A 24,985-nucleotide genomic window follows, 5' to 3' on the forward strand; every position below is an offset into this window, starting at 1 on the left:
GGCTGCAGTACCCACACGTGCTTGCCAGCCAGCGCTCAGAGATACTGTGAATCCGTCTCGATCGTCAGGTCGACCGGTCGGCTGCGCGCTTCGAGATCGGCGACCGCCCGCTGGACGACGCGTTCGGCCTCTCCGCGGATCAACGGGATCGCCTGTTCAAGCACCCAGCCGAACGAGACGAGCGCGGGGAGGTTCAGCACGCCGGCGTCGGCGGAGTCAGGATCGAAGGCGACCTGAAACGTCACCTGACAGGCTGTCGTCGCATCATCGGGGGCGTCTGCGGGCAGCGTCTCAAGGGGGTCGACCGCCCACCGGCCGTTGGCGTCGATATCCTTGGTGATCCGCCAGTCGATCTCTTCGGGCGGGTCGACAGCGACAACCTTCGAGTGGGCGATGTAGCTGAGCTTCCACCACGCAAACCGGAGCGCATACTGCGTTCCGGCACCGCCGTCGCCGGTTCGTACCCGCACATCGGTCAGATATTTGGAGTAGTTAACGTACTCCGGAAAATCGAGTAAGAACTCATAGACCTCCTCGGCGGCGGCGTACACCGTAGTTCGAACGACGATCGTATCCACGCCTCGTCGTTCGGCCGGGAGGCTAATAAGCCCGCAGGTCAGCCGCGGTATCGAACCCACACGGCCTTATGGCTGCGGTTGTTTCCCTCAGTATGGTTGATACGGAGGCTTACACCATCGAAGGGCCGGACGGTTCCAGTGAAACGCTTGCTGTCCCGGCCGGATTGGTCGAGACGCTTGCCGAACCCGGTGAGGAGCCGACGACGGTGGTCAGCGACATCGTTGTGCAGGCCCTCGCCCAGCACGCCCACTCGCTTGTCCACCACGCCGAGGGTGAACCGTCGCCGGAACTCGTCGAACTCAACGACGCCGCCGAGGAACTCTTCGAGGAGCGCTTCGGAATGAGCCTCGAAGACGCGATGGGGCACAGTCACTGAGCAGCGCGTGTCACACGCGGCACATTACAATTTCTCGGTGTCGACGGATCATCGCGTCCGTTGTGCGTGTCGTATCGATACGGTGGCATGATCCACACAGTCGTCGGTTGAGTATGTGTCTCTGTCCCACGTCAGGGCTGGTACACGCCGTTTAAGAAGATCCGGCGGCTACGTTCGGAGTGATGGGCACCCTAACGGAACTATTTGCGCCGGATCGCATCGCTGTCGTCGGTGCGACCGCACGTGAGGGGTCGATCGGCCGCGCTGTCACCGACAATCTGTTGTCGGCGTTCGACGGCGAGGTGGTGCCGGTCAACCCCAACTACGAGGAGGTGATGGGTCTCTCCTGTGTCGACGAGATCGGAGAGGCGGCGGCTGATATGGCCGTGATCGTTGTCCCGCCAAAGATCGTGCTGCCGGCGATCGAACAGGCCGGCGAAGCCGACGTCGAAAACGTCGTCGTCATTACCGCCGGCTTCGGCGAGACCGGCGGCGATGGCGCGAGCCGGGAACAGGAACTGAAATCACTTGCCGCCGAGTACGACCTCAATCTGGTCGGCCCCAACAGCCTCGGTGTTATGTCGACAGCCAACGGGATGAACGCCTCCTTCGGGCCCGATAGCCCCGAGGCCGGCAACATGTCCTTTATGAGCCAGTCGGGAGCGTTCATCACGGCCGTCCTCGATTGGGCCAACGACGAGGATGTCGGGTTCAAGGATGTTGCCTCGCTTGGCAACAAGGCTGTGCTTGACGAAACCGACTTCGTCGACCACTGGGGCGACGATCCCGACACCGACGTGATCATCGGCTATCTGGAGGGGATCAGTCAGGGCCGAGAGTTCATCGATACGGCCCGCGAAGTCACTCAGGATACGCCGATCGTCCTCGTGAAATCCGGTCGCACCGACGCCGGTGCCCAGGCCGCGTCCTCACACACCGGGACGATCGCCGGCTCCGAGCAGGCTTACGAGGCCGGCCTCGATCAGGCCGGCGTCCTCCGGGCGGAGTCGGTACAGGGTCTGTTCGATGCCGCCCAGATGTTGGCCAACCAGCCGGTTCCGGAGAACAACGATATCGCCGTCATCACCAACGCCGGCGGCCCCGGTGTGATGTCGACCGACGCGGTCGGCGACTCCGGGTTGGAGATGGCGTCGTTCGAACAGGACACCCTCGATACCTTCTCCGAGCAGCTCCCGGCGGAGGGCAACATCTACAACCCCGTCGATATCGTCGGTGACGCCGATGTTGAGCGGTTCCGCGACGCCCTCGATATCGCCTTGGCCGACGAAAACGTTGGCTCGGCGATGGTGCTATCGTGTCCGACCGCTGTTCTCGACTACGAGCAGTTGGCCGCCGAAACCGTCGAGCTGCGGGAAAAACACGGCAAACCCGTTGCGGCCTGCTTTATGGGCGGCGAGAGTGTCGACGACTCGGCGGCGATCCTCAGCGACGCCGGCATCCCGAACTACTTCGATCCCTCTCGGGCGATCGGCGCGCTTGACTCGCTGTGGGAGTACCGCGGCATCCAAGGGCGAACCTACGAGGAACCCGCCGACTTCGACGTGGACAAAGACGCTGCCCGTGCGATTCTCGAACGCGTCGAGGATCGATCGGACAACCGGCTCGGCGTTGAGGCGATGGAACTACTGGACGCCTACGGCATTCCGATGCCGGACAGCGAGATCGTTGATGCCCCCGAGGACGCCCGCGCGGTCGCCGAGGAGATCGATGGCGATGTCGTGATGAAGATCGTCAGCCCCGATATCCTACACAAATCCGACATCGGCGGCGTCGCGGTCGGTGTCGCCGACGACGAGGTTGCTGACACGTATGAAACACTGATCACGCGCGCACGCAACTACCAGCCTGACGCCAACCTGCTTGGCGTCCAGGTTCAGGAGATGGCTGACCTGGATTCGGGCACCGAAACCATCGTCGGGATGAACCGCGATCCGCAGTTCGGCCCACTGATGATGTTTGGCCTGGGTGGCATCTTCGTCGAGGTACTGGAGGATACGACCTTCCGTGTCGCCCCGGTTTCGGAGACCGAAGCCCGCGAAATGACAGAAGAAATCAAGACGGCACCGCTCCTACGTGGCGCACGAGGGCGCGATCCCGCCGATCTCGATGGCATCGTCGAGACGATCCAGCGGCTCTCCCAACTGGTCGCTGACTTCCCGGCGATCATGGAGTTCGACATCAACCCGCTGGTCGCAACGCCCGACGGCGTCGCCGCCGTCGATATCAGACTCACCGTCGACCCCGAGAACCTATGAACACACTACTCATCACCGCAACTGAAGAAAGCACCGGCAAGACCGCCATCGCACTGGCGTTGGCGACGATCGCCACCGACCGTGGCCACTCGGTCGGCTACATGAAGCCGAAAGGCACCCGCCTGCAGAGCAACGTTGGCAAAACGCTCGACGAAGATCCCATGTTGGCCCGGGAGCTGCTCGATCTCGACGCCGAGATGCACGAGCTCGAACCCGTCGTCTACTCGCCGACGTTTATCGATGGGGCGATCCGCGGCCAAGAGGATTCCGACGAGCTTCGCCAACAGGTCAAAACGCAGTTTGACGCCCTCGCCGCCGACCGCGATACGATGATCGTCGAGGGTGGCGGCTCGCTGTCGACCGGCGGCATCGTTGGGCTAACCGACCCCGAGGTCGCCGAGCTGCTGGACGCGAAGGCGATTCTGGTCGCCGACTACACCCAGCCCGGCGATATCGATGGGCTGCTCGGGGCGATCGATCGACTCGGGGATCGACTGGCAGGGATCGTTTTCAACCGCATCTCCGAGAGTGCCTTCGAGGAACTTGACAGCGACGTGATCCCGTTCCTTGAGAGCCGCGGCGCTGAGGTCTTCGGCGCGGTGCCGCAAGAACAGCGGCTGGCCGGCGTGACAATCGAGGATCTCGCGGCGGAACTCGGCGCGGACATCCTGACAGATACGCCGACAGACGACTATGTCGAACGCTTCCTCGTGGGTGCGATGGGCGGCGACGAAGCGCTCCGGTACTTCCGACGGGCGCGCAACGCCGCGGCGATCACCGGCGGCGATCGATCGGATATCCACACCGCAGCGATAGAGGCCTCCGGCGTTAACTGTCTTATCCTGACCGGCGGCCACCGGCCATCGCCGGCGGTGTTGGGCCGAGCCGAGGAGGCCAACACGCCGATCCTCCAGATCAACACCGATAGTCTGACCGCCGTCGAGCGCGCCGAGTCGGTTGTTCGTAGCGGTCGCACCCGCGATGCGGAGACCGTCGACACAATGGCCGATCTGCTGACCGAGCGCGTCGATCTCGACGCGCTGGTGGGTGCTGGCAGCGCGGACTGATCGCCGTCGTCGGTACCTGTTGACCCCGCTGTCGGCTGTCGCGACCCCCCGCCACAAACTCTTTATCCGTATCGATCCTTAGGACAGGTATCAGGGCAGCCGGGGTCGATGAGCCGTTGGACTCACCCCAAGTTAGCAATCCTTAACTGGCCTCGTTTTCTATCGAACTGTAGTATCTCGTGATAGTAGTTTCTTCAACCCGAAACCCAACGTATCCATGGTAGACGTAAGCCAACACGAACTCGTTCCCGAGCACATCCCCATCGAGGGAGCCGAACTCGATTCGGTTCTCGAGGAGTATGGGTTGGATCGCACCGATCTTCCGGAGATCAAAGCCGACGACCCGGCACTGCCGGAGGCGGCCGAGACGGGCGATGTCATCAAGATCGTCCGTGATTCCCGGACAGCAGAAACATCAATTTCCTACCGACTGGTGGTCGAATGAACCGACAAGATCGACGCGACGTATCCAGAGAGTACTTTTCGGAGGATCGCCTCGCCGAACACCACTTCCGCTCGTTCAACGCCTTTCTCGAACGCGGCATGCAGCAGGTCGCCGTCGAGAAGGAAACCATCGAGACCGACATCGGCGACAAGGAGGGCCAAGAGCCCGTCTACGTCGAACTCGGCGACATCCGCATTCTGACACCACGTGTGCGCGAAGCCGACGGCAGTGAGGAGCTGCTGTTCCCACAGGAGGCTCGTCTTCGCAACATCACCTACGCTGCCCCAGTTTTCATGGAGATGTCGATCATCCGCGGCGGCGACGAGGAACCCGAAACCGTCGTCGACTCCACGGAGACGAAGGTCGGCCGCATGCCGATCATGGTCGGCTCCGACAAATGTAACATCGCCGACTTCTCCGATGAAGAGCTCATCGAGATCGGCGAAGACCCCGCCGACCCCGGTGGCTACTTCATCGTCAACGGCTCCGAGCGGGTGCTGATGACCAGCGAGGATCTCGCGCCGAACAAGATCCTCGCCGAACACGACACGAAATACGACGACGACATCCAGGTCGCCAAGACGTTCAGCCAGCGACGTGGCTACCGCGCGCTCGTCCTCTGTGAGCGCAACCGCGAGGGGCTGCTTGAGGTGAGCTTCCCATCGGTGTCGGGCAGCGTCAACTTCGTCACGCTCGTTCGCGCGCTCGGACTCGAATCCGACGAGGAGATCGTCCACCGCGTCTCAGATGACCCAGAGATCGTGAAGTTCATGCTGGAGAATCTGGAGGAAGCTGACGTCCAGACCACCGAGGCCGCCATCGAAACCCTCGGTCAGCGCGTCGCAAGCGGGCAGGGCAAAAACTACCAGCTCAAACGCGCCAACTACGTCATCGACCGCTACCTCCTGCCGCACCTCCACGAGGAAGGCGTCGACGAAGAGGAGGTTCGTACCAACAAGGCCTACTACCTCTGTCGGATGGCCGAGGCCTGTTTCGAACTCGCTCTTGGCCGACGCGACGCCGACGACAAGGATCATTACGCCAACAAACGGCTCAAGGTCTCGGGCGACCTGATGACCGATCTGTTCCGCACCGCGCTGAACAAGCTGGCCCGGGACGTGAAATACCAGCTTGAGCGCGCCAATATGCGGAACCGTGAGCTCTCGGTCAGCACGGTCGTCCGCTCGGATGTGCTCACCGAACGGCTTGAACACCCGATCGCCACCGGCAACTGGGTTGGTGGCCGCTCCGGTGTCTCTCAGTTGGTCGACCGCACCGACCACATGGGCGTGTTGTCGCACCTCCGACGGCTTCGCTCGCCGCTCAGCCGATCGCAGCCACACTTTGAAGCGCGTGACCTCCACGCGACCCAGTGGGGTCGCATCTGTCCCTCCGAGACGCCGGAAGGGCCGAACTGTGGGCTGGTCAAAAACTTCGCCCAGGCGATGGAGCTGAGTCAGGACATCGAGGACGAGCAAGGATTGAAGCGCGAACTATCGTCGATGGGAGTCGAGGGGATCCCAGGAATCGACGGCGTTGAACGAACAACCCCCGCGGACGACTAACCAATGGCTCAATCACGAGAAGCAAAAGTCTACGTCAACGGGAGCCTCGTCGGCACCCATCCGGATCCAGAACAGCTTGCCGAACAGGTACGAGACGCTCGCCGTCGCGGCGATGTCTCCGATACGGTCAACGTCTCTGTCCGCGGCCGCACCCAGGAGGTCATCATCAACGCCGATGCCGGCCGGGCCCGCCGCCCACTGATCGTCGTCGAGGACGGCGAACCGTTGCTCGGCGACGAGGAGATCGAGGCGCTCAAAACCGACGACCTCGAGTTCGAGGATCTCGTCGACCGCGGCTACGTTGAGTTTATCGACGCCGAAGAGGAGGAAGATATCCTCGTCGGCGTCGACGAGGACGACCTCACCGAGCGACACACCCACCTTGAGATCGATCCGTCGCTGATCTTCGGGATCGGCGCCGGGATGATCCCCTACCCCGAACACAATGCCAGCCCCCGGATTACGATGGGCGCGGGGATGATGAAACAGTCGTTGGGGCTGCCATCCGCAAACTACCGGATCCGGCCTGATACCCGCCAACACCTGCTGCACTACCCGCAGCTGTCGATGGTGAAAACCCAGACGACCGAACAGATCGGCTACGACGACCGCCCCGCCGCCCAGAACTTCGTCGTCGCCGTGATGAGCTACGAGGGGTTCAACATCGAGGATGCCCTCGTTTTGAACAAGGGCTCTGTCGAGCGCGCGCTGATGCGGTCGCATTTCTTCCGGACCTACGAGGGCGAGGAGCGACGCTACCCCGGCGGCCAGGAGGATCGCTTCGAGATCCCCGATCAAGACGTTCGCGGCGCGCGTGGTGAGGATGCCTACACCCACCTCGATGAGGATGGCCTCGTCAACCCCGAAACGCCGGTCGATGAGAACTCGGTTCTGTTGGGCAAAACAAGCCCGCCGCGATTTCTTGAGGAGCCCGACGACATGGGCGGACTCAGCCCCCAGAAGCGACGCGAAACCTCCGTCACGATGCGCTCCGGCGAGGACGGCGTCGTCGACACCGTCACTGTGATGGAAAATGAGGACGGCTCGATGCTCTCGAAGGTCAAGGTACGTGACGAGCGGATTCCCGAGCTTGGCGACAAGTTCGCCTCCCGGCACGGCCAGAAGGGCGTTATCGGTCACCTCGCGCCACAGGAGGATATGCCGTTCACCGAGGAGGGGCTTGTCCCTGACCTCGTGATGAATCCCCACGCGCTGCCGTCACGAATGACCGTCGGCCACGTTTTGGAGATGCTCGGCGGAAAAGTCGGCGCGCTGGAAGGCCGCCGTGTCGACGGCACACCGTTCCAAGGCGAAGACGAAGCGGAGCTTCGTGGTGCCTTAGAGGAACACGGGTTCAAATCCTCCGGCAAGGAGGTCATGTACTCCGGGGTCTCCGGCGAGAAGATCGACGCCGAGATCTTTGTCGGGACGATCTTCTACCACAAGCTCTACCACATGGTCTCCAACAAGCTGCACGCCCGCTCTCGCGGGCCGGTGCAGGTGTTGACCCGGCAGCCGACAGAGGGGCGTGCCCGCGAGGGTGGCCTCCGCGTCGGCGAGATGGAACGCGATACGATCATCGGCCACGGCGCGTCGATGGTGCTCAACGAACGCCTGCTTGAGTCCTCCGACAAGGAGACCGTCTACGTCTCTGAGGACACCGGCATGATCGCCGTCGAGGACAGAGAGCAACGCCGGGTGTACGATCCGGCAACCGGCAGCGAGGACAACATCCACGAACTCGACGTGAGCTACGCGTTTAAGCTCCTGCTTGATGAGATGATGGCGCTCGGCATCCGACCAACCCTCGAACTTGAAGACGCGGTCTAAGCTACAATGTCAACCCAAACACCAAAACAGCTCGGCGGGATCGACTTCGGCCTGATGGATCCCGAGACGTACCGTGATATCTCGGCGACGAAAGTGATCACAGCCGACACCTACGACGACGACGGTTACCCCATCGATATGGGGCTGATGGATCCACGGCTCGGTGTGATCGACCCCGGTCTTGAGTGTCGCACCTGCGGCCAACACTCCGGCTCCTGTCCCGGTCACTTCGGCCACATCGAACTTGCCGCCCCTGTCATTCACGTCGGCTTTACCACGCTGATCCGGCGACTGCTCCGGGCGACCTGCCGGGAGTGCGGCCGGCTGACGCTGACCGAGATAGAGATGGAAGAGTTCCGCGACGAGCTTGACCGCGCCGAGGATCTCGGCAAGGATCCTGACACCGTGCTGAAATCGGCCGTCCGACAGGCCCGTAAGGCCGGCAACTGTCCACACTGCGGTGAGCCTCAAGCTGATATCAAACACGAAAAGCCGACAACCTACTACGAGGTTCAAAACGTCCTGTCGGGCGAGTACTCCGAGATCATCGCCGAGGCGATGCAGCCCGACGACGAGGACGAAGACGACGAGGGGATGAGCCCACAGGCGCTTTCGGATGAGACGGGCATCCCACTCGATCGGATCAACCAGATTCTCGGCGGCGAATTCCGCCCACGCGATGAGGGTCGTCGCGCCCTTGAGAAGGCGCTGGATGTCGACCTTACCGAGGAGGATATGAACAAGCTGATGGCGAGCGATATTCGGGACTGGTTCGAGCAGATCCCTGATTCGGATATCGAGGTGCTCGGTATCGACGCCGCCGACTCTCGACCGGAGTGGATGATCATGACCGTCCTCCCGGTGCCGCCGGTGACCGCTCGGCCGTCGATCACGCTGGACAACGGCCAGCGCTCAGAGGACGACCTCACCCACAAGCTGGTCGATATCATCCGCATCAACCAGCGGTTTATGGAGAACCGCGAGGCCGGTGCCCCGCAACTCATTATCGAGGATCTCTGGGAGCTGCTGCAGTACCACGTCACCACGTTCGTCGACAACGAGATCTCGGGGACGCCACCGGCCCGACACCGCTCGGGACGACCCCTCAAAACCCTCAGCCAGCGACTCAAGGGCAAGGAGGGTCGCTTCCGCGGTTCACTCTCCGGCAAACGCGTCAACTTCTCGGCGCGGACGGTCATCTCGCCGGATCCGACGCTGAGTCTCAACGAGGTTGGGGTTCCCGACCGCGTCGCCAGCGAGATGACGATCACGATCAACGTCACCGACCGCACCCTTGAGGAGGCCAAACAGTACGTCGCCAACGGGCCGGAAACCCACCCCGGCGCGAACTACGTCAAGCGACCTGATGGCCGCCGGCTGAAGGTAACTGAGAAAAACTGTGAAGAGTTGGCAACGAAGATCGAGGCTGGCTGGGAGGTCAACCGCCACCTGATCGACGGCGACATCGTGATCTTCAACCGCCAACCATCGTTGCACCGGATGTCGATTATGGCCCACGAGGTCGTCGTGATGCCGTATAAGACCTTCCGGCTCAACACGACGGTCTGTCCGCCGTACAACGCCGACTTCGACGGCGACGAGATGAACATGCACGCCCTCCAGACTGAGGAATCCCGGGCTGAGGCGCGCGTGCTCATGCGTGTCCAAGAACAGATTCTCTCGCCGCGGTTTGGCGAGAACATCATCGGTGCGATCCAAGATCACATCTCGGGTACCTATCTGCTCACCCACGACAACCCACAGTTCACCGAAACCCAGGCGCTCGACCTGCTGCGGGCAACGCAAGTCGATGAACTGCCGGAGCCCGACGGCGAAGACGAGACCGGCCCCTACTGGACCGGTCGCACCGTTTTCTCGCTGCTGCTGCCGGATGGGCTTGATCTCGAATTTGACTCATCGGCCGGCGACACGGTCATTATCGAGGATGGCCAGCACCTCCAAGGGACGATCGACGAGGACGCCGTCGGTGCCTTCGGCGGCGAGATCGTCGATACGATCGTCAAACAGTATTCGGAAACCCGTGCTCGCGTCTTCATCAACGAGGTCGCGGCCCTCGCCATGCGGGCGATCATGCACTTCGGCTTCTCGATCGGGATCGACGACGAGTCGATTCCGCCAGTTGCCGACGAGCAGGTCGATGAGGCCATCGACAACGCCTACGGTCGCATCGATGAGCTGATCGAAACCTACCGGGCCGGCGATCTTGAATCGCTGCCCGGCCGAACGGTCGATGAGACCCTGGAGATGAAGATCATGCAGACGCTCGGGAAAGCCCGTGACTCCGCGGGTGAGATCGCCGAGGATCACTTCGCCGACGACAACCCGGCGGTCGTAATGGCTCGCTCGGGTGCGCGTGGATCGATGCTGAACCTCACGCAGATGGCCGGCTGTGTCGGCCAACAGGCTGTTCGCGGCGAGCGGATCAACCGCGGTTACGAGGATCGCACGCTGGCTCACTACGAGCCGAACGATCTCTCGGCTGAGGCCCACGGCTTCGTTGAGAACTCCTATCGCGGCGGGCTGACCCCACGGGAGTTCTTCTTCCACGCGATGGGTGGCCGTGAGGGGCTGGTCGATACGGCTGTCCGTACCTCGAAATCCGGCTACCTCCAGCGACGCCTGATCAACGCGCTGTCTGAACTGGAGGTGCAGTACGACGGCACGGTTCGGGACACCTCCGACCGGGTCGTCCAGTTCGAGTTCGGCGAGGACGGTACCTCGCCGGTGAAGGTCTCCTCTGATGAGGACTTTGCGGTTGATGTCGAGGGGATCACCGACCGCGTGTTAGACGCCGAGTTCGACAGCGAAATCGAAAAGGAATCGTTCCTTACGCCGTCGGAGCCGCCGACGAACCTCTCAGAGCACACCGATACCGCACTGTCCTCGGAGGTGGAGTCGGATGACTGAGTACGACCACGTCACCGACGACATCAAAGCCGTCGTTGAGGACACCGAACTCCCGCGTCGCCTCCGGCGGCGCGTCTACGACTCCATCGAGGAGCGAGAGGGCGTCACCACCGAGCAGGCCGACGAGATCGCCCGTGCCGCCGAGGCAGAGTACCTCGACGCTCGGATCGAGCCACTGGAGCCGGCCGGCACCGTCTCCGCTCAGTCGATCGGCGAACCCGGCACCCAGATGACGATGAACACGTTCCACTACGCCGGTGTCGCCGAGATCGACGTGACACAGGGCCTCCCGCGGCTGATCGAGCTTGTTGACGCCCGCAAGGAGCCGGATACGCCGATGATGACGGTGTATCTCGACGACGAGTACGCCGAGGACAGAGAGAAAGCCCGCGAGGTCGTGTGGGCGCTTGAAGCGACGAAGATCCTCGCGTTGGGTGATGTCTCGACGAATGTCGCCGACATGGTCGTCCGGATCGATCTCAACGAGGAGACGCTGTTGGAGCGGTGGCCGACCGCCGACGCCGCCGAACCCGTCGCCGCGGAGATCGCCGAAACCATCGAGGACGCTCTTGGTGTCGATACCCGCCACCAGGGGATGGCAATCGAGTTCGGCCCCAGCGAGCCGAGCTACCGGGAGCTGCTCCAGCTCGTCGAGGAGCTCCGGGAGATCGTCTTCAAGGGGATCGAGGAGATCAGCCGTGTCGTCATCCGCAAGGAAGAACTCGATGATGGCGAGGAGTTCGTTCTCTACACCGAGGGCTCGGCGTTCGGCGATGTGCTCCGGATCGATGGCGTCGATGCCAGTCGCTCGACGTGTAACAATATCCACGAGATCCACGAGGAACTCGGGATCGAGGCCGCCCGCGAGGCGATCATCAACGAGACGATCGACACGCTTCGCGAGCAGGGCCTCGACGACGTGAACGTTCGGCACCTGATGTTGGTTGCTGATATCATGACCAACGAGGGCACCATCGAATCGATCGGCCGCCACGGCATCTCCGGGTCGAAGGATTCCGTGCTCGCGCGAGCGGCTTTCGAGGTCACGGTCAATCACCTCTTGGATGCCGCGATTCACGGTGAAAGCGACGACCTCAACGGGATCATCGAGAACGTCATCTCCGGGAAACCCGTCTCCGTTGGCACCGGCGATGTGAAGCTCCGCATGGGGTCGATGGAGACGTCGCCGGCTGACGACTGACGATGCGGGTCACCCTGTCGGCAGACGCCAAGCGATACATTCGGCTCTTCGCCGAGGAAACCGATATCAACCCGCTGGACTGTCTTATCGAGGGCGACCGCGTTGTCCTGTTGATCCCGGCCGGCGAGATGGCTGATGCGATCGGCCCGGATGGGCATACCGTCGATCGTGTCGAGGCGAAACTGGGCCGGGAGATCGAGTTGGTCGAAAACGCTGACACCCCGGCGGCGTTTGTCGCCAGCGCGCTCGCTCCGGCCGCGGTACGCGGGGTGACGATCTCCGAGCAGGGCGATCGCGTCGCCTACGCAGAGGTCGCCGAAGCCGATCGTGGGATCGCCATCGGTAACGATGGCCGGCGGATCGAAACCGCCCGCAAACTGGCACAGCGACACTACGATATCGACGACATCACGCTGACATAGCGGTTGGGTGCTCGATAACCCGGTGTAAGCGGTGCTTACATCCTCCGCGTCATTCTCCGGTCGTCAGCGTGGATCTCCGAAACGGTCGCAGATCCGATTAGCGGCCCCTGCGGAGCGATCTCAGTCCGTTTCGCCGATTGAAAAAGGGATGCTTAAGTAGCCACATCTGAAAGCTGGATACATGGCAAACGGCAAATACGCCGCCCGTAAGCTCAAGAAGGATCGGCAGCAGCGACGCTGGTCTGACTCCGAGTACGCTCGACGCGAGCGCGGGCTCAAAAAGAAGTCCGACCCGCTTGAGGGCGCGCCGCAGGGCCGCGGCATCGTGCTTGAGAAGGTCGGCATCGAGGCAAAGCAGCCGAACTCCGCGATCCGCAAATGCGTCCGGGTGCAGCTGATCAAAAACGGCAAACAGGTCACCGCGTTCTGTCCCGGTGATGGGGCGATCTCGTTTATTGATGAACACGACGAGGTCACGATCGCGGGGATCGGCGGCGCGAAGGGTCGCGCAATGGGCGACCTTTCGGGTGTCAACTACAAGGTCGAGAAGGTCAACGGCGTCTCGATGATCGAACTCGTTCGCGGTAACGCCGAGAAACCTGTCCGATAATGTCTGAGAGCGAAGCCACCCCCGACGACGAGGCGGCGACCGACGAGGAAACTGTCGACGATGGCGCGAAACTGTTTGGCGTTTGGTCGGTCGCGGAGATCGAGTACAACGATCCCTCGACCAAACGGTACATCAACGTGACGCCGATTGCCCATACGATGGGACGTCACGCCGCCAAGCAGTTCGAGAAAAGCGAGATCTCGATCGCCGAGCGGCTGATCAACCGGTTGATGCAGACCGAGGACAACACGGGTAAGAAACAGCAGGCGGCCAACATCGTCAACGACGCCTTCGAGACGATTCACGAGCAGACCGAGGAGAATCCGGTGCAGATCCTCGTGACCGCGGTCGAAAACGCCGCTCCCCGAGAGGAGACTGTCCGCCTGAAGTACGGTGGGATCTCTGTGCCGAAAGCCGTCGATGTGGCCCCACAGCGACGGGTCGATGAGGCACTGAAATTCATCGCCCAGGGCACCCACAACGGCAGCTACAAATCGGCGACTGATGCCTCCGAGGCACTGGCTCGCCAACTGATGGGCGCGGCCGACAACGACGTCGAGAGCTACGCGATCACGCAGAAAGAAGAGCGCGAACGCGTTGCCGCCGCGGCCCGCTAACCCCGCTGTCTCTATTCTTCCTTCCTCAGTGACCCACAGCGGATGTGCTGTCTGTGTACGCCCTCTATGATATGGTTGCAGAGCAGACACGAACACATATACTGATTCAATCAAGAGTACAGATATGTACCGAATCGCTTGTCATTTCCGCCCACACGGCAGTGACGACGTGCGGTTCAGCAGCCTATGAAACGACGCAATTTCATCCTTGGTGGCGGTTTGCTCGCAACACTAAGTCTCGGTGCGACCGCGACGAACGCGGGTCTCGCCGACAGCGTGTCTGCTGTCGCTGATCTTCGGGTATTCAACGAGATCGAACGGGAAGCCGACTTATCGACGAATCCAAGCACATCGAATACCCCCTCAAAACACACATGGACGACAACCGACATTACGACCGGCACCGAGGCGACTGACGACACCGAAGTCGATACCATTGAGGCAAACTACGACTTCGACGCCGATGCGGCCAGCTTTGACGGGCTTAGTCCGTCGGATATCACCGTCAAAATCGATCGAAACGGCGACGGGTCAGAAACAACCATCTCCGTCAACAGCACGGGTGCCACCGATATCAGTGGGGCGGTCGCGATATTTGAGCTGAGTGGCAACCCCAACACCAACATCGCTGGCGATATCGAACTGATAATCGATGGCATCGAAAACCCATCCACCAGCGGCTCGTTCCGACCATCACTGACACTCACGAACTACAACGGGGATTCGATTTCGACGGCGGCAGATCTCACGATTGTCGAGGGGCAGTCGTTCTTCAACACAACAATCACCAACGTCCCAGCGAGTTTCAGCGCGAACAACGCGATTCAGGTCGACTACCAGATCGAAAACACCGGTGACCAAACCGATACGCAGACGATTCGATTCCTTGTCGACGGAACACAAGAAGACTCGACCGCCGTAACGCTCGACCCACAGATATCGACGACAGGAAGCTTTAGCTATACGCCGACAAGCAGTGACGGCAGTTCGCTCGATATTCGTGTTGAGAGTGACGACGACAGCGACACAAAAATTGTCACCAAAGGAAACACGTTCAGTCTCTCGCTTGACCCGTCAACAGCCGGGGCCACAGACTCGGTTCACACGTGGCGTGCCACAACGGTCAATGAGAACGATTTCAATGACGGCGAAGATATCGACACGATTGACGTCGATTACAGCGACAACGGCCAGGGAGCAACACTCACCAATCTTGATGAGACGGATATCACCGTCGAGATGACCCGGCAATTGGGCAGTGGCCCTGATAGATCAACGATCAGTGTCAACAGTGGCGACTACAGCGGTAACACCGCGACGTTTGATCTGAGTGGTAACTTTACAACTGATATCACGAACGATTCGAACAACCCTGATATCGTTGTGACTGTCGGTGACAGTGGCAGCAACACCGGTGTAGAAAACCCACCACAAGGCGGCTACACGGCAACAATCACACTCAACGGGGAGAACGGCAGCTCGGTTGTCGACACCGTGAGCTACGAGACAACCTAACTATTCATTCCGCTGTCGCGTACGCACGTGTCATCTCCACCAACGATTTCCGATACTCGCTTTCGGTCGGATCGTCGCCCAGCGTTTTGAACCGCCGTTTAAACCCCGCGAGATCAACCTCTGGCGCTACGTCGGCCGCTGTGTTGGCCAACTCGTACAGTCGATGTTCGGTGTTGACAAGCCCGTGCCGTTCAACTAACGCCAAGGCGAAGGCGGCGTTGACGACGGTCATCTCCGGATCTGCCCCCGTTGTTTCGACTGGAGAAAATCCGCTTTCGTCGCTGTTGTGGTCGGAAATCGCCGTTGCGAGCTTCGAGGCGAAAAAGTCCACGAGCTTGCTTGCGGGCGCAAGCGAGAGGGTGATATCGTCGGCGTAGATGTCCTTCATGTGGTTGGCGATCTGATAGCAGTGGGCCAGTTTTTGCCGTTCAACCGACTCGCCGGATAGCGCAAGAAACAGGGCTTCGTCGGTCGATTGGATGTGGGAGGCGTGGCGTTGCTCATAGCGGGCCATGTGGGCGAACTCATGTAGGGCGAGTTCGCGTGCCAACACACTGGTAGCCGCTTGGCGGGAGATGTTGAGCACGTGGTGGTCGTCGTAATGCGCCGCCCACGTGCGCTCGTCTGGGTTTTCGCGGATATGCACCTCGACCGGCTGTGAGAGACTATATTCGGTTTCGAGGAGGTCAGCCGCGCTCAAAAACGGCCCCGGCGCGACAGCACCGTGAACACGAACATCCATGTGTGAATATGTCAAAGGCTGGCAGCTATATGGGTGTTTCGCGGCTATAGATGGCTATCAGCTGAGAAGCTGAATCAATGATTTAGCTGTAGCAAACCCTCGATGCTCTCGCTGGTTTAGTCTACCAGAAGCTGCGCTTCTGGTCGCCCGAACATCTTTGATTTTCGCAGGCCGCCAGAAGCGTGGCTTGGTCAGTTTTGCCGCTACCGACTGTCGGACTGTCGTTTCTCTTGTGCCAACTTACCACACTGTCGTCGGTTTTCGGCTCCTAACCGTCGTTTACGGGCGAATAAACCCGAGGAGAAACACTATGCTTTTCACCCTCCTGCCGGTATCCGTCTGTATAATGGGCCGACGAAAGAAGATCGTCAACGAGTGTGAGCGGCTGATGAACGATCCGGAGAACATCCGGAATATCGCCATCGCCGCCCACGTCGACCACGGGAAGACGACGCTGACCGACAACCTGCTCGCCGGTGCGGGCATGATCTCCGATGAGACCGCGGGCGAACAGCTCGCGATGGACACCGAGGAGGACGAACAGGAACGCGGCATCACCATTGACGCGGCAAACGTCTCGATGACCCACGAGTACGAGGACACCAACCACCTCATCAACCTCATCGACACGCCGGGCCACGTCGACTTCGGTGGCGACGTGACGCGGGCGATGCGTGCCGTCGACGGCGCGCTGGTCGTTGTCGACGCCGTCGAAGGCGCGATGCCACAGACCGAGACCGTCCTCCGGCAGGCACTGCGGGAGGGTGTCAAGCCCGCACTCTTCATCAACAAGGTCGACCGGCTCATCAACGAGCTGCAGGAAGGCCCCGAAGAGATGCAAAAGCGGCTGCTGTCGGTGATCTCCGATGTCAACGAGCTCATCCGCGGGATGACCGAAGAGGAGGACTACGACTGGACGGTTTCGGTCGAAGACGGCACCGTCGGCTTCGGATCGGCGCTCTACAAGTGGGGCGTCTCGATGCCGTCGATGCAGCGCACCGGCATCGACTTCGGCGATATCATGGAGCTCGAACGCAGCGGCGAGGAAGGTCGGATGGAACTGCAGGAACGAACCCCGCTGTCGAACGTCGTCCTTGACATGGTCGCCGAGCACTTCCCGAACCCTGTTGACGCCCAGCCCCGTCGTATCCCGACGGTCTGGCGCGGCGACGCCGACTCCGATCTCGCCGAAAGCATGCGGCTGGTCGACGAGGACGGCGAGGTTGTCTTCATGTCGACGGATATCTCGATGGATCCCCACGCCGGCGAGATCGCTACGGGGCGATTGTTCTCCGGAACGATCGAAAAGGGCCAAGAGCTCTACGTTTCCGGCACTGCGGGCACCAACCGCGTCCAGTCGGTCGGGATCTTCATGGGTGGCGAACGCGAGGAGGTTGAGGCCGTTCCTGCCGGCAACATCGCCGCCGTCACCGGCCTGAAGGATGCGATCGCCGGCTCGACTGTCTCCGGCGTGGAGATGACGCCCTTCGAGTCGATCGAACACATCTCCGAGCCCGTCATCACGAAGAGTGTCGAGGCGAAGACGATGGACGACCTGCCGAAGCTCATCGAGGTGCTCCAGCAGGTCGCCAAAGAGGATCCGACGATCCAGATCGAGATCAACGAAGACACCGGTGAACACCTGATCTCCGGCCAAGGCGAGCTGCACCTCGAAGTCATCACCCACCGGATCCGCGACAACCAAGGCATCGACGTCCACACCGGCGAACCGATTGTCGTCTTCCGGGAGCAGCCACAGGAGGAGTCCCGCGAGGTCGAAGGTGTCTCGCCGAACCGCCACAACAAGTTCTACATCACCGCCGAGCCGATGGATCAGGATATCGTCGATGCGATCCACCTTGGGAAGGCCTCGATGGATATGCCGGAGCTCGAACGCCGTGAGGCCCTCCAGGAGGCCGGCATGGACAAAGACACCTCACAGGATGTCGAACACATCTTCAACACCAACGTCCTTATTGACGAGACAAAAGGAATTCAGCACCTGAATGAGACGATGGAGCTCGTCATCGAAGGCCTCGAAGATGCTCTCGACGACGGGCCGCTGGCTGCCGAACCTGTCCAGGGCGCGCTGCTGCGCCTCCACGACGCCAAACTCCACGAGGACACCATCCACCGTGGTCCGGCACAGGTCATCCCGGCCGTCCGCGATGCGGTACACCGCTCGTTGATCGATGCGCGGATCAAGATGCTTGAACCGATTCAGGACGTTCGCATCGACGTACCCTCGGAGTACATGGGCGATGCCTCCGGTGAGATCCAGGGCCGCCGCGGCCGCGTCGACGACATGTATCAAGAGGGTGACCTCATGGTGATCGAGGGGATCGCCCCCGTCGAGGAGATGATCGGTTTCTCCTCCGATATTCGCTCGGCCACCGAGGGTCGTGCCTCCTGGAATACGGAAAACGCTGGCTTCCGCGTGCTGGTCGACAGCCTCCAGCCCGAGATCATCAGCGAGATCCGCGAGCGCAAAGGGATGAAACAGGAACTCCCGCCGAGCATCGACTACATCTAACGCCGCTGTCGACGCGTTGTGATCGCTGGGTTTGTCGTCGGAGAGCCGCCTTCGATGCAGTCTTATACCGTCCGTCAAAACGTGACACCTGTATGCCGACGGACACGGCACGTTCCCGACCGAACAGTATCGCACGACGGAGCTGTGGCTCTCTGTCGGGATCGACACCGTGTCCACCGACACGCACACCCCACTGGGGTGGTCGCCGATGAGCGACACCACAGGCGAGTCCCAAACCCACACGATCCGGCTTGAACTTGTCGACGAGCCGGGTGAACTGCTGGGTGCGCTTGAACCGATCTCGGAAGCTGGCGGCAATCTCATGTCGATCTACCACGAGCGCGGCAACGTCACTCCCCGGGGCCACATCCCGGTCGAGGTCGACGTTTCCTGTGCGCCGGATCGCTTCGAGCGGATCGTCGACTCCCTGCGAGAGGGCGGTGTCAACGTGATTCAGGCTGGCTCCGAGCGGTACGACGAAGAGTTGGTTGTGCTGTTGGTCGGCCACCTCGTCGACACCGACCTCTCAGATACCCTCCAACAGGTCGAAGCCTGCGCCAACGCGTCGCTGACCGATCTTTCACTGTCGGCTCCTCGTGGCAACGATGATAGTTCGAGCGCACGGCTGCGTCTTAAAACCAAATCGGGGACGACCGACGCGGTGCTCTCGACGCTTCGCGAGATCGCCGACGGCAAGGATCTCCATGTCATCGAGCCGCTCACGGAGGGCACCCAATGACCGGCGCGCGACTCGCTGTCCTCGGCGTTGGCGCGGTCGGTCGCTCGGTCGTCGAGTTGGCTGACGAGTACGGCCACACCGTCACCGCCGTCGCCGACTCCTCGTCGGCCGCAATCGACCCTGACGGCATCGACACCGACGCCGTCCTCAAGCGTAAAGCCGACGAAGGTGTTGTTGGCGACAGCGATCCCGATGCTGCCCTCGATGCTGACTACGATGTCTTAGTCGAAGCAACGCCGACAACGCTCGGCGACGCCGAACCCGGTTTCTCACACATCGCCCACGCGCTCAACCGCGACAACCACGCCGTCCTCGCCAACAAGGGGCCGGTCGCCGAGCGGTACGGCGATCTCCGCGAGTTGGAGGCCGACAGCGACGGTCAGATCCGGTTTGAGGCAACTGTTGGCGGTGCGATCCCGATCTGCTCGACGATCGACGACTTCGGTGCTGATCACATCACCGCCGCCCGTGGGGTGCTCAACGGAACCGCGAACTTCATCCTCTCGCGGATGGCCGCCGAGGGACTGGATTACGACCATGTCCTCGCCGAAGCGCAGGATCTCGGTGTCGCCGAGGCCGACCCAACCTTCGACGTGGAGGGGATTGACGCCGCGCTGAAGTTCGTCATCCTTTCGAACGTCCTTGCTGACGGCGACGAGGAGTACACCCTTGACGACGCGACGGTTGAGGGGATCACCGATATCCCCGGTACCGCGCTTGAACTCGCCGCCGAGGACGGCCGGACGATCCGGTTGATCGGCGAGGCGACACCGGACGGCGTTCGCGTCGGCCCGCGACTTGTGCCTGACGACGGCCCGCTGTCGGTGACGGGGACGCTCAATATCGTTCAGTTGGAGACGACGCATGCCGACCGGCTCAACATCAGCGGCCGCGGCGCAGGCGGCCCCGAAACCGCGACCGCGGTGTTGTCGGACGTGAGTCGTCTCGTCGACTAAGCGGATCTTTGCGGTCGCCGTAATTCCTCAAGCAGTTCGAACAGCTACTCCTCGTTGCTGAGACGTTCTGGGTTAGGTTTGTCATCATCGGCTGTGGTTGCTGTGGCCTTGCCAGCCGAGTCGGTCGTGGTCATCTCGCGGTCGTCATGAGCGGCGTCACCGTCTGTGGTGGCCCGCACGGAACCGCCGCCGCTTGGCTGTCGCTGGTAGAACCAGCCGCCGACGCCCGCCAGCAGGATAACAAGGATAACGCCGATCAGCATGGCCGGCGTGAGCCCCCCACCCTCAGTGGTGAGAACGATTCGAGGATCACCCGTCACAAATTCTGTCTCCGCACCACCCCACACAACCGCGTTGTCCGGGCTCCTGTCGGCCACGGGTGTCACCGACTGGATGGTGTAGCCGTCGGGCCACTGGATTCGGAGACTGGTCTGGCCGTCGAGAGAGACGTCGTCGATAGCGTCGCCGACGGTGCCCGTGATTCGGACATTGTCGGTGTTGACGCTGCTCTGCTGGGCGACGATCCCCGTCTGGCCGGTGGTGGGCGGGGCCGCAAGGGTCGTCACGCCGAGCAGCACGGCCGCACACACGACACCGATGAGCCCGAGCCGGCCGTTCATACAGAGTCGTTGGCGTGCGGCGAGTTAATACCCCTGCTGTCGATGGGTAGGGCCGGCCACACCCCACAGCGCGTGGTACGTGCTCGCACAAACCGCAAGACGGCAGCGGTATCGCCCGGGAGACGTATCGTAATGGTTTTACGGGGAACTGTCGAAAGAAGCCACACAGAACGCCTTAGCGCGTGACTTCACCCATGAGCGATAAACTACACCAGAACTTGGCCATCATCGGCCACGTTGACCACGGCAAGAGCACGCTTGTGGGACGCCTCCTGTACGAGACAGGCTCCGTCCCAGAGCACGTGATCGAACAGCACAAAGAAGAAGCCGAAGAGAAAGGCAAAGGCGGCTTTGAGTTCGCCTACGTGATGGACAACCTCGCCGAGGAGCGAGAGCGCGGTGTCACCATCGACATCGCCCACCAGGAGTTCGACACCGACGAGTACAACTTCACCATCGTCGACTGTCCGGGCCACCGCGACTTCGTGAAAAACATGATCACGGGCGCGAGTCAGGCCGACAACGCGGTTCTCGTCGTCGCCGCCGACGACGGTGTCGCACCCCAGACCCGCGAGCACGTGTTCCTCGCTCGCACCCTCGGTATCAACGAGCTCATCATCGGCGTCAACAAGATGGATCTCGTCGATTACGGCGAGAGCAAATACGAGGAAGTCAAAGACGAGGTCGGCGACCTCCTCAATCAGGTTCGCTTCGACACCGAAAAGGCGAAATTCATTCCGATCTCGGCCTTCGAGGGCGACAATATCGCCGAGGCCTCCGACAACACGGGCTGGTACAGCGGCGACACGCTGCTGGAAGCCCTCAACGACCTGCCGGAAGTCGAGCCGCCGACGGACGCGCCGCTCCGACTCCCGATCCAGGACGTGTACACCATCTCCGGCATCGGTACCGTCCCGGTCGGACGGATCGAAACCGGAACGATGGAGCCAGGCAACAACGTCTCCTTCCAGCCTTCGGATGTCGGCGGCGAGGTCAAAACCGTCGAGATGCACCACGAAGAGGTGCCGAGCGCTGGCCCCGGTGACAACGTCGGCTTCAACGTCCGTGGCATCGGCAAGGACGACATCCGACGCGGTGACGTCTGTGGCCCCGCCGACGACCCACCAAGCGTCGCCGAGACGTTCCAGGCCCAGCTCGTCGTCATGCAGCATCCGTCGGTGATCACCTCGGGGTACACGCCGGTCTTCCACGCCCACACGGCGCAGGTCGCCTGTACCATCGAGTCTCTCGATCAGAAGCTTGACCCCTCGACGGGCGAAGTCGCCGAGGAGAACCCGGACTTCATCCAGTCGGGCGACGCCGCCATCGTGACGGTGCGTCCGCAGAAGCCGCTCAGCCTCGAGCCTTCGGGTGAGATTCCGGAGCTTGGCAGCTTCGCGGTGCGGGACATGGGTCAGACCATCGCGGCCGGCAAAGTCCTCGACGTCAACGAGCGATAAATGCAGCAAGCACGAGTCCGCCTCGCCGGCACCCACCCCGAGGATCTCGACGACATCTGCGACGACGTGCGGGAAATCGCCGAGAAAACCGGCGTCACGCTCAGCGGGCCGATCCCGCTGCCGACGAAGACCCTGGAGATCCCCTCGCGGAAGTCGCCTGACGGCGAAGGGACTGCGACGTGGGAGCACTGGGAGATGCGTGTTCACAAGCGGCTGATCGATCTGGACGCCGACGAACGCGCGCTCCGCCAGCTCATGCGCGTGCAGGTGCCCAACGAAGTCAGCATCGAGATCGTTCTTGAAGACTGACCCCGCCCGGCTGCTCACACAGCTGCTGCCGCGCTAAGGCCACCCGTGGCTCACCGCTTTTCATTTTATCACTCCACGAGCTGTGCGGCTCGCCTTCGGTGGGTCGATATCGTTCGATCACCGACTGGATCGTCGGTGCTGCTGACAGTCCGCTTTTGTCCGTCCCTACCGAACAGCAGTCATGAATCGGAGTCCGACGATCGATACACTCGGTGCTGTCTTGATCGTCTTCCTCCTGCAGATACCGCTGTCGTTCGTCGGCCTCGGCGGCCTGTTCGTCCTTGCGCCACCGATCACCGCCGATCCGGTGACGATCGTTACCAGCATCTACGCGCATGCCTCGCTGGGGCATCTCATCGCCAACAGCGTCGTCCTCGTCGTCGCCGGGTTCGCGGTCGAACGCCGAACAACGTGGCTGCGCTTTCATCTGTTTTTCCTCACGGTTGGCGCGCTCGCGGGGGTTGCCCAGGTCGTCGTTAGCGGATTGGTTGGCCCGGCGACCGCGGTGCTCGGGGCCAGTGGCGCGGTCTTCGGGCTGGTCGGCTATCTGTTGGCCGGCAACACGGTGTCGACGACGCTGCTGGATCGGCTGCGGCTCTCTCCGCGGGCACAGGTGACCCTTTACGCGGTGGCCGCGCTGGCGGTAACAGTGCTGACCGGCCAGCCGGGGGTCGCACTGGTCGCGCATTTCACCGGGCTGTTCGTTGGGCTTGTGGCTGGTGCGGCGGGGGTGCTCGATACGTCGTCGGCCGAAACAGAAGCTACAAGTACGCGCCACGGCAGAATTTGAATGCGGGCTCGTAGATCAGCGGTAGATCGCTTCCTTCGCAAGGAAGAGGCCTCGGGTTCAAATCCCGACGAGTCCACTCACCTCGCTTCGCTCGGTTCGTGGACTCGTCTTACTCCCACTCGCTCACTGCGTTCGCTCGCGGGAGTCCCGACGAGTCCATCGTTAAACACTGATTCGCCTACAGCACATCATCGGTTGTTTCTGCAGTCCGTAATTTCTCAAGGGTCGTGTATCGTAGCCCTTGCGGGTATTTTGATTCGAATGGGATTGGATATTCAAGCTCGTAGAGTGATCCCGGTTCGAAGGTAATTACCTTCTTTCCATCGTCTATTTTGGCAGCGTCTTTGTAATCCATCGGTTCCCGCAACAACTCAGCATCATCGGGATCAACTACGTCCGCCACCCGAGCGACGTACTTGATTTCTCTTACGTCGCCGGTGACGTACATCCCTACGTAATCGAACTCGCTACCAACGCGAACGAAGCCCCACGCTTCGTTTTCTTCGAGAAACGGCACGCCGGACTCTTTGGTTGGGAACACTGCAACGCGTGAATCACCATCACCCTCGATTTCGGTTCGATCGATCGTTCCAGCGATTCGACTACGTTTCGCGTTGATTTCTTCGGATGAATCATCCGCTTTGTCAGGCTCTTCTTCGATTTCTTCTTGTGGTTTGTCGCTCACAAACTGCCGTTGCTCTCGAAGCACCGAGACGAGCCCTTGGACGAACTCGCGGGCCTGTTCCTCCAGATCAATCGTCAGTTCGCCGACCTCGCGTTCAACGGCGTCGGTTACAGCGTCGGTGACGCCGTCCTCGTTGTCCTGTAGCGCGTTGATCGCGCGGTTCGTCTGGGCGACCTGTTCGGCGACCTCGTCCGACTTCCCCGACCGAATCGATTCCTTCGTGAGTAGTTCCAGCACACCGGGGTTCTCGGTCAGATCGCCGAGTTCGAACTGGACGACAGACACCTCCTCGCCGCCGTTCTCGTTGCGGTTCTTCGTGAGCACTTCGAACGACTGGCCGTTGGTCAAAATCCCCCAGTCAACATCGAGCTCCTGTCGCATGTAGCTCCGCAACTGGCTGACTTCGTCATCAGTTAGCGACGACCGAACCGGCTTCGCCTCGACGAACACCACCGGCGAGTCGCCAACGAGGAGGGCGTAATCGACGTGCGTGCTACCCGAGGCCATCGGGATCGTGTATTCGAGGGCGACCTCCGTCGAGTAGAGATCCCAGCCGAGGAGTTCGAGAAACGGCTGGACGAGTTTGACCTTCGTGTTCTCCTCGTCCATCTGCGGTGACGACTCGATGAGCTGTTGACACCGCCCGACGTACTCCTCGACTTCGTCCCGCTGCATGGCAGTGGTATGGTCAGCGAACCCATTTAAAATAGTGCGACTCGG

At 61.4% G+C, this 24,985-nt stretch carries 22 protein-coding genes and 1 tRNA gene; 19 read left to right on the top strand and 4 right to left on the bottom strand.

Annotated features, from left to right (window positions below):
- Positions 1 to 35: 35 nt before the first annotated feature.
- Positions 36 to 578 (bottom strand): SRPBCC family protein, encoded by a 543-nt coding sequence (locus DP106_RS08475; RefSeq protein ID WP_120084683.1) that lies wholly within the window; start codon positions 576 to 578, stop codon positions 36 to 38.
- A gap of 92 nt (positions 579 to 670) precedes the next feature.
- Here DP106_RS08475 and DP106_RS08480 point away from each other — a divergent pair, with 92 nt between their 5' ends.
- From DP106_RS08480 to DP106_RS08535, 12 genes are all read left to right on the top strand, one after another.
- Entirely contained in the window at positions 671 to 955 is a 285-nt protein-coding gene (locus DP106_RS08480) for a DUF7545 family protein (RefSeq protein WP_120084768.1), read from the top strand.
- 182 nt (positions 956 to 1,137) lie between these two features.
- Positions 1,138 to 3,231 carry an acetate--CoA ligase family protein gene (locus tag DP106_RS08485; protein ID WP_120084684.1) on the top strand — a complete coding sequence of 698 codons (2,094 nt, stop codon included), beginning with the start codon at positions 1,138 to 1,140 and terminating at the stop codon, positions 3,229 to 3,231.
- Positions 3,228 to 4,298: a phosphotransacetylase family protein gene (locus DP106_RS08490; RefSeq protein ID WP_120084686.1), complete on the top strand. Its 1,071-nt coding sequence runs from the start codon at positions 3,228 to 3,230 to the stop codon at positions 4,296 to 4,298. Before DP106_RS08485 ends, DP106_RS08490 begins: the two co-directional genes overlap by 4 nt.
- A 217-nt stretch (positions 4,299 to 4,515) precedes the next feature.
- Positions 4,516 to 4,743, top strand: coding sequence for a DNA-directed RNA polymerase subunit H (locus DP106_RS08495; RefSeq protein WP_120084688.1), 228 nt, complete (start codon positions 4,516 to 4,518; stop codon positions 4,741 to 4,743).
- Complete coding sequence (locus tag DP106_RS08500) at positions 4,740 to 6,308, top strand: DNA-directed RNA polymerase subunit B'' (RefSeq protein WP_120084689.1); 1,569 nt, start codon at positions 4,740 to 4,742, stop codon at positions 6,306 to 6,308. Before DP106_RS08495 ends, DP106_RS08500 begins: the two co-directional genes overlap by 4 nt.
- 3 nt (positions 6,309 to 6,311) lie before the next feature.
- Entirely contained in the window at positions 6,312 to 8,138 is a 1,827-nt protein-coding gene (gene rpoB, locus DP106_RS08505; RefSeq protein ID WP_120084690.1) for a DNA-directed RNA polymerase subunit B, read from the top strand.
- A gap of 6 nt (positions 8,139 to 8,144) precedes the next feature.
- Entirely contained in the window at positions 8,145 to 11,066 is a 2,922-nt protein-coding gene (locus tag DP106_RS08510; protein ID WP_120084692.1) for a DNA-directed RNA polymerase subunit A', read from the top strand.
- A complete protein-coding gene (rpoA2, locus tag DP106_RS08515) occupies positions 11,059 to 12,267 on the top strand; it encodes a DNA-directed RNA polymerase subunit A'' (protein WP_120084693.1) in 1,209 nt (402 codons plus the stop codon). Before DP106_RS08510 ends, rpoA2 begins: the two co-directional genes overlap by 8 nt.
- Positions 12,268 to 12,269: 2 nt before the next feature.
- Entirely contained in the window at positions 12,270 to 12,689 is a 420-nt protein-coding gene (locus DP106_RS08520) for a NusA-like transcription termination signal-binding factor (protein WP_120084695.1), read from the top strand.
- A 181-nt stretch (positions 12,690 to 12,870) separates the two neighbouring features.
- Entirely contained in the window at positions 12,871 to 13,299 is a 429-nt protein-coding gene (locus DP106_RS08525) for a 30S ribosomal protein S12 (protein ID WP_021040854.1), read from the top strand.
- Positions 13,299 to 13,916 carry a 30S ribosomal protein S7 gene (locus tag DP106_RS08530; protein ID WP_120084696.1) on the top strand — a complete coding sequence of 206 codons (618 nt, stop codon included), beginning with the start codon at positions 13,299 to 13,301 and terminating at the stop codon, positions 13,914 to 13,916. Before DP106_RS08525 ends, DP106_RS08530 begins: the two co-directional genes overlap by 1 nt.
- A 186-nt stretch (positions 13,917 to 14,102) precedes the next feature.
- Complete coding sequence (locus DP106_RS08535) at positions 14,103 to 15,431, top strand: CARDB domain-containing protein (RefSeq protein WP_120084697.1); 1,329 nt, start codon at positions 14,103 to 14,105, stop codon at positions 15,429 to 15,431.
- Between the two features lie 4 nt (positions 15,432 to 15,435).
- Here DP106_RS08535 and DP106_RS08540 read toward each other — a convergent pair whose 3' ends face one another.
- Positions 15,436 to 16,173, bottom strand: coding sequence for a DUF5781 family protein (locus DP106_RS08540; protein ID WP_120084698.1), 738 nt, complete (start codon positions 16,171 to 16,173; stop codon positions 15,436 to 15,438).
- Between the two features lie 346 nt (positions 16,174 to 16,519).
- Between DP106_RS08540 and DP106_RS08545 the strand changes: the two genes are divergently transcribed.
- From DP106_RS08545 to DP106_RS08555, 3 genes are all read left to right on the top strand, one after another.
- Positions 16,520 to 18,706, top strand: coding sequence for an elongation factor EF-2 (locus DP106_RS08545; RefSeq protein ID WP_120084699.1), 2,187 nt, complete (start codon positions 16,520 to 16,522; stop codon positions 18,704 to 18,706).
- 208 nt (positions 18,707 to 18,914) lie between these two features.
- Positions 18,915 to 19,445 carry an amino acid-binding protein gene (locus DP106_RS08550; RefSeq protein ID WP_120084701.1) on the top strand — a complete coding sequence of 177 codons (531 nt, stop codon included), beginning with the start codon at positions 18,915 to 18,917 and terminating at the stop codon, positions 19,443 to 19,445.
- Positions 19,442 to 20,401, top strand: a complete 960-nt coding sequence (locus DP106_RS08555) for a homoserine dehydrogenase (protein ID WP_120084702.1) — start codon at positions 19,442 to 19,444, stop codon at positions 20,399 to 20,401. Before DP106_RS08550 ends, DP106_RS08555 begins: the two co-directional genes overlap by 4 nt.
- A gap of 44 nt (positions 20,402 to 20,445) precedes the next feature.
- On the opposite strand, the gene DP106_RS08560 is transcribed toward DP106_RS08555, so the two are convergent.
- Positions 20,446 to 21,021, bottom strand: a complete 576-nt coding sequence (locus DP106_RS08560) for a hypothetical protein (protein ID WP_120084703.1) — start codon at positions 21,019 to 21,021, stop codon at positions 20,446 to 20,448.
- A 194-nt stretch (positions 21,022 to 21,215) separates the two neighbouring features.
- Between DP106_RS08560 and tuf the strand changes: the two genes are divergently transcribed.
- The 4 genes from tuf (at position 21,216) to DP106_RS08580 (ending at position 23,656) form a co-directional block, all read left to right on the top strand.
- Positions 21,216 to 22,481 (top strand): translation elongation factor EF-1 subunit alpha, encoded by a 1,266-nt coding sequence (gene tuf, locus DP106_RS08565; RefSeq protein ID WP_120084704.1) that lies wholly within the window; start codon positions 21,216 to 21,218, stop codon positions 22,479 to 22,481.
- Positions 22,482 to 22,790 carry a 30S ribosomal protein S10 gene (gene rpsJ, locus DP106_RS08570; protein WP_021060477.1) on the top strand — a complete coding sequence of 103 codons (309 nt, stop codon included), beginning with the start codon at positions 22,482 to 22,484 and terminating at the stop codon, positions 22,788 to 22,790.
- A gap of 181 nt (positions 22,791 to 22,971) precedes the next feature.
- Complete coding sequence (locus DP106_RS08575) at positions 22,972 to 23,580, top strand: rhomboid family intramembrane serine protease (protein ID WP_120084706.1); 609 nt, start codon at positions 22,972 to 22,974, stop codon at positions 23,578 to 23,580.
- 4 nt (positions 23,581 to 23,584) lie between these two features.
- Positions 23,585 to 23,656 (top strand) — tRNA-Ala (locus DP106_RS08580).
- Positions 23,657 to 23,758: 102 nt separating this feature from the next.
- On the opposite strand, the gene DP106_RS08585 is transcribed toward DP106_RS08580, so the two are convergent.
- A complete protein-coding gene (locus DP106_RS08585) occupies positions 23,759 to 24,940 on the bottom strand; it encodes a type I restriction enzyme HsdR N-terminal domain-containing protein (protein WP_120084707.1) in 1,182 nt (393 codons plus the stop codon).
- Positions 24,941 to 24,985 lie beyond the last annotated feature (45 nt).

It is taken from the genome of Halonotius pteroides, from assembly GCF_003605635.1.
GTDB classification, from domain to species: Archaea; Halobacteriota; Halobacteria; order Halobacteriales; family Haloferacaceae; genus Halonotius; species Halonotius pteroides.